This window comes from uncultured Mucilaginibacter sp. (genome assembly GCF_937859865.1).
GTDB lineage: Bacteria > Bacteroidota > Bacteroidia > Sphingobacteriales > Sphingobacteriaceae > Mucilaginibacter_A.
In genome coordinates, this window is record NZ_CALMAT010000051.1 from 1 (window position 1) to 5,255 (window position 5,255).

At 42.9% G+C, this 5,255-nt stretch carries 6 protein-coding genes; 1 reads left to right on the forward strand and 5 read right to left on the reverse strand.

Going from position 1 to position 5,255, the window contains the following annotated elements; genetic code table 11:
* Positions 1-51: 51 nt before the first annotated feature.
* From Q0192_RS06055 to surE, 5 genes are all read right to left on the reverse strand, one after another.
* Positions 52-1,155 (reverse strand): cellulase family glycosylhydrolase, encoded by a 1,104-nt coding sequence (locus tag Q0192_RS06055; protein ID WP_299287632.1) that lies wholly within the window; start codon positions 1,153-1,155, stop codon positions 52-54.
* 182 nt (positions 1,156-1,337) lie between these two features.
* Positions 1,338-2,390, reverse strand: a complete 1,053-nt coding sequence (locus Q0192_RS06060) for a glycoside hydrolase family 43 protein (protein ID WP_299287635.1) — start codon at positions 2,388-2,390, stop codon at positions 1,338-1,340.
* An 89-nt stretch (positions 2,391-2,479) separates the two neighbouring features.
* Complete coding sequence (gene lpxB, locus Q0192_RS06065; protein WP_299287637.1) at positions 2,480-3,589, reverse strand: lipid-A-disaccharide synthase; 1,110 nt, start codon at positions 3,587-3,589, stop codon at positions 2,480-2,482.
* A gap of 2 nt (positions 3,590-3,591) precedes the next feature.
* Positions 3,592-3,855 (reverse strand): hypothetical protein, encoded by a 264-nt coding sequence (locus Q0192_RS06070; protein WP_299287640.1) that lies wholly within the window; start codon positions 3,853-3,855, stop codon positions 3,592-3,594.
* 51 nt (positions 3,856-3,906) lie between these two features.
* Positions 3,907-4,683, reverse strand: a complete 777-nt coding sequence (gene surE, locus Q0192_RS06075; RefSeq protein ID WP_299287643.1) for a 5'/3'-nucleotidase SurE — start codon at positions 4,681-4,683, stop codon at positions 3,907-3,909.
* A gap of 38 nt (positions 4,684-4,721) precedes the next feature.
* Between surE and Q0192_RS06080 the strand changes: the two genes are divergently transcribed.
* Positions 4,722-5,255, forward strand: a 534-nt coding sequence (locus Q0192_RS06080) for a Uma2 family endonuclease (RefSeq protein ID WP_299287646.1), incomplete at its 3' end; no start/stop codon positions are given.

Here is a 5,255-nt window from a genome sequence, read left to right on the forward strand (position 1 = left end):
ATAGGGTAAAAGAAGCATGGAAAATAAATAGAACAAAATTTAAACAGGCTCTTAGTTGATACCGTTCAACTTTTTTATCAGATCAACCTCGTCCTGCCTGTACGGCGTTCCGTCTCCCCTAAAAATATCGTGGAACCATTCCGCCGGTTCTCCGCCGTTTGGCATCGGTGTGCTCCAGGCATAAATTGTGTTGGTTTTGCCGGAAACAAGGCCCCAGTTTATTGCGCCAACGTTTTCGGATTTTAGCATCGGCATAATGTTAGCAAAACGGCTGTTCAATGTACGGGCCATATATTCTGTACAAATCAGCGGCCGGCCATAAGTTTTTAATTGTTGAATAATCTTTAAATGCTGGGCAGGTTCTTCGTAATCGTGGTAAGTGATAACATCCGAATGCGTGGTTTGAAATTGGTTCAGTTTATCAAAATCCCATGCCCAAACGCCTGCTGTTATGGGTTGGTCAGGGTTAACTTCTTTTGCCCATGTAAAAACCAGGGCAAGCAGCGGAAGCGAAGTTTCCCCTTTGTTAGAATTTCCCGGCTCGTTGTACAAATCCCACATTAAAATCCGATTGTCATGCGCAAAAGCAGCAAGCATGTCTTTTACATATTTTTTTAACCCGGGAAAATTGGTGCTGTCTGCCGATGCTGGCTGTCCAGGGTCTTGCAGCCATCCCGAGTTATGGATGCCTGTTTTTGGTGCCGGTTGTTTGCCAATTTGAGGTGTTGTGTTCCAGCAATCGTCAAAAAAAACAAAAATAGGCTGAATGTGGTGCTGCGCCGAAATTGCCAAAAACTGATCTGCCCGTTTTTTAAACCCTTCCGGGTCTTGTTTCCAAGCCAGGCTGTGCAAAAAAACGCGCATGGTATTAAAGCCAATTTTTTCTGCCCAACCTAATTCTTTATCAATCGTTTTTGGGTCGAAGGTGTCGGCCTGCCACATTTCCAGTTGGTTCACTGCCGTTGCCGGGATATAATCGGCACCGGAAATCCATTTATGGCTTGCGTACCAATCGTTTGCTTTTTGTGCAGTCCAAACAGTTGCTATTGTTGCACTATTTCCATTGTTAGCAACAATGTCCGTTTTTTTACTGCACGAAACAGTAACCAAAACAGCAAATAGCCATCCTGATAAATAACGATTGATTAACTTCATAAATGCTGCAACAAATTGGAATAAATATTTATAGCCGGTAAAAGAAGTATGGTAAGTTTTGAGCGGTTTAAATTAAAGAGGGCTGATAACCTGTAACTTTCAGCTAATCAAATATAAATACTAATTAAACACGGATACTGTTTTTACCGTATCTTTTTTAGAGTTCGATTTTTGCAGCCGGTTTACGGGTTTTGGTTTTTATCCGAAGGGATGGCAATCGGCACGCCTGCTTTTACAGGCTCGCCAAAGTTTGGCGTGCCATCTTCGTTCCAGGTAAATTTTTGCGCACGGGGCGAACGTTCCCGTCCGCAGCCTTGTCCCGGTTGCGAGTTGGCATGGTATAAAATCCAATCTTCCGTTCCGTCCGGCGATTTAAAAAACGAATTATGGCCCGGCGCATAAACACCGTTTTCCGGAGATTGCTTAAATACCGGCTCTGATGATTTTGTCCAGGAAGAAGCACGGCGCAGGTTACCGTTTGCCGAAGCCGTAAGCATTCCCAAAGCATAAAAATCTGTCCAACAGCCACTTGCCGAGTAAACCACAAAAATTTTATTTCCGTGTTTCAAATATTGCGGCCCTTCGTTCACATCCACATGCGCCGGGTTGTTGGCATCGTGCAGGTCGCCGTTCCGTTCCCAGGCATAAGTCGGCGTAGAAATCAACGTACGTTTTCCTTTTATCGTCCAGGGGTTTTTCATTTTGGCGATGTAGATATTTTGGCGGCCGTTTACATCGCCTGCCCAACCTGCCCAAATCATGTACAACTTGCCTTTCTGCTCAAAAACATCACTGTCTATGGCCCATTTATCCGCCGAACGTGCAGTTACCTTCCCTTTAAAAACCCATTCGCCTGCAAAAGGGTCGGCAGAAGCATTTTCCAGAACATACGTGCGGTGATGGTTATTGTCGCCGTCGTCCGCAGCAAAATAAGCGTACCATTTGCCTTTGATAAAATGAAATTCGGGCGCCCAAACCTCTTTGGAATAAGCAGTTCCGGCAGGCGGTGTCCAAATCACTTTGTGTTCGGCGTCTTTCAGGTCGGCCAGGTTTTTGGTTTTCCACAACATCAAATTATTGCCCAAAGTATTGGTGTAATAATAATAACCGTCTTTGTAAAAGCTGTACGGATCGGCACCGGAAGGCAGCAGCGGATTGGTAAAAGTTTGGTTTTGGGCAAAAGAAAACTGTGTTAAAAACAGCAAAGCCAAAACAAAAAGGAAGTTTTTTTTCATGATAGGATCAATTTGAAATTAGCAATACTTAATTTTAGGTGGTAAAAGAAGCATGACAAAAATGCTTCTTTTACCGCTCTTTTTTTAGCTTATTTTCTTAAATACCCGATCATCAGTTCAGCCGTTTTTGCCGACGCGCCTGGTTCGCCCATTTTTTCGTCCAGCAAGTTGTAATTATCCAGCATGGTTTGGCGGTAAATTTCATTGTGCAGCAAACGTTCTAATTCCTGGCCGATTTTTTCCGGCGTACAATCCTGCTGGATCAGTTCTTTCACAATTTCCCGGTCCATAATCAAATTCACCAGCGAAATAAAACGGATTTTGATAACGGCGCGGGCAATAGCAATGCTCAACGGATTGCCTTTGTACAAAACCACTTGCGGCACATGGAACAAAGCTGTTTCCAAAGTTGCCGTGCCCGAAGCAACCAAAGCAGCGTGTGCATGTTGCAACAAATCATACGTTTGGTTGAAAACAACCGGCACCAATTTTTTGCCAGTAAAAGAAGCATAATGGTTTTGGTTGAAAGAAGGCGCGCCGGCAATCACAAACTGATAATCGGGAAACTGATCCGCAACGGCCAGCATTTCGGGCAAAATCCCTTTCAGTTCCTGCTTGCGGCTACCAGGCAAAAGCGCTACAATTGGTTTTTGGCCGAGGTTGTTTTGGGCGAGAAAAGATTCATTTTTCTGGTGGATAAAAACAGCATCCAGCAGCGGGTTACCAATGTAATCCACTTTCATGTCCCACGATTGGTAAAAATCAACTTCAAAAGGCAAAATGCAAAACAGCTTGTCCACCACTTTTTTAATGTTGAGCACGCGTTTCTGGTTCCAGGCCCAAACTTTTGGCGAAATGTAGTAGAAAACTTTAAAGCCTTTTTCTTTACAAAAAGCCGCAATTTTTAAGTTGAAGCCGGGAAAATCAATCGGAATCACGACATCCGGTTTCCAGGCTGCAATATCTTCCTTGCAGCTTTTCATATTTTTGAGGATTTTGTGGAGGTTTAAAGCCACTTCCACAAAACCCATGTAAGCCATTTCGGCATAATGTTTTACCAGCGTTCCGCCTTCTGCCTGCATCAAATCACCGCCAAAATACCGAAATTCGGCTTGCGGGTCGCGCGCTTTTAATGCTGCCATCAAATTGGCACCGTGCAAATCGCCCGAAGCTTCACCAGCAATTAAATAATATTTCATGGTTAATGAAGCTTGATTTTGAACACAAAAGTTAAGATTACGGCCGTAAAAGTAACGATGAGCAAACCAACTCCTGCTTTTTCGGCATTGGCTTTGTAAATTTGTTTGAGCAGAATTAAGTTGATGGCGACCGCGATGAGGTACGGAACGCCGGGTTTGTCCGCAATAATTTCTCGTTGGAAAAACACTTCCGAAAAAACCCAGGCCAGCAAAGGCAAGATCAGCCCAAGCAACATCCCAACGACCATATTATTTTTTACCTGCATCAACCAAAATTACAAGAAAAATAAATGAAGTTGAAGAAGCTGCGTGAACATTTATCCCTGAAAATTCCAATTGTTTAAAAGCCCGATGACGTGATGCGCCGTCATATCAAACTGAACGGGAACAACCGAAACAAACTGGTGTTCCAACGCCCAAACGTCGGTGTCTTCGCCTTGGTCGTTTACTTGGAAAACGCCCGTTAGCCAGTAATATTTACGTTTGTGCGGATCCAAACGCTCGTCAAATTCTTCCTTCCATTTGGCGTTCGCCTGCCGACAAATTTTAATGCCTTTTATTTCTTTGGTATTGGGGAAGTTGACGTTGAGCAAAGTGGCTTGCGGCAAACCATGGTTTAAAACTTGTTCGGCAATTTGTTTGATGTATTTTTTTGCGGGAGAAAAATCAGCTTCCAACGTAAAATCATCCAGCGAAAAACCGATGGAAGGAATGCTTTCAATCGCGCCTTCTACCGCTGCCGACATCGTTCCCGAGTACAACACATTGATGGAATTGTTCAGTCCATGGTTGATCCCAGAAACGCACAAATCCGGCTTTTTACCTTTAAAAACCACATTTACGGCCAGCTTTACACAATCAACCGGCGTACCGGAGCATTTGTACATTTCCACGCCTTCGTACAAATCCACTTTATCCAAACGTAAAGGTTTACCAATGGTAATGGCGTGGCCCATCCCGGATTGCGGACTATCCGGCGCAACCACTACTACGTGGCCGATTTCCTGCATCACTTCAATCAATGCTTTAATGCCCGGCGCGGTAATGCCATCGTCGTTCACCACTAAAATTGTCGGTTTTGTTGTTGCTGCCATGCCGCGAAATTATAAATAAGATTTTTTATATTTGATAGATGCAAACGACTGAAACTAAAAACAAATTCACGGTAAAGGATTACATGCTTTTGGAAGAAGGTGCGCCTTATCAGTTAATAAATTATGATTTGATTATGTCTCCTTCGCCCAACCCTTATCACCAAAGCATATCCTTTGAACTGTCCACCTTATTAAACAATTATTTAAAAGAAACAAAAAATAAAGGTTACGCCGCCGCTGCGCCCCTTGATATTTATTTTAATAATGGAAATATTATTCAGCCAGATTTAATTTATTTTTCTAAGGAAAAAAAAACAGTAATTGTTAAAGATAAAATTGAAGGAACTCCTGACTTAGTAGTAGAAATCCTTTCGCCTTCTAACGCTTATTATGATTTGCGCCAGAAAAAAGATTTGTATGAAAAGTACGGCGTTCAGGAATACATCATCATTGACCCAATTGATCAAATTGTGGAAGTGCACGTTTTAAAGAAAGCTATATTTGTGTTGGATCAAAAAGTGAAGCAACCGGATGCTTTCCATTCCACTATTTTACATGGTTTTTCTGTTGAT

What these genes read in the sequence shown, in the direction of transcription:
- Q0192_RS06055 (WP_299287632.1), bottom strand. Translation starts at nt 1,155, where the DNA reads ATGAAGTTAATCAATCGTTATTTATCAGGATGGCTATTTGCTGTTTTG.
- Q0192_RS06060 (WP_299287635.1), bottom strand. Translation starts at nt 2,390, where the DNA reads ATGAAAAAAAACTTCCTTTTTGTTTTGGCTTTGCTGTTTTTAACACAG.
- lpxB (WP_299287637.1), bottom strand. Translation starts at nt 3,589, where the DNA reads ATGAAATATTATTTAATTGCTGGTGAAGCTTCGGGCGATTTGCACGGT.
- Q0192_RS06070 (WP_299287640.1), bottom strand. Translation starts at nt 3,855, where the DNA reads ATGCAGGTAAAAAATAATATGGTCGTTGGGATGTTGCTTGGGCTGATC.
- surE (WP_299287643.1), bottom strand. Translation starts at nt 4,683, where the DNA reads ATGGCAGCAACAACAAAACCGACAATTTTAGTGGTGAACGACGATGGC.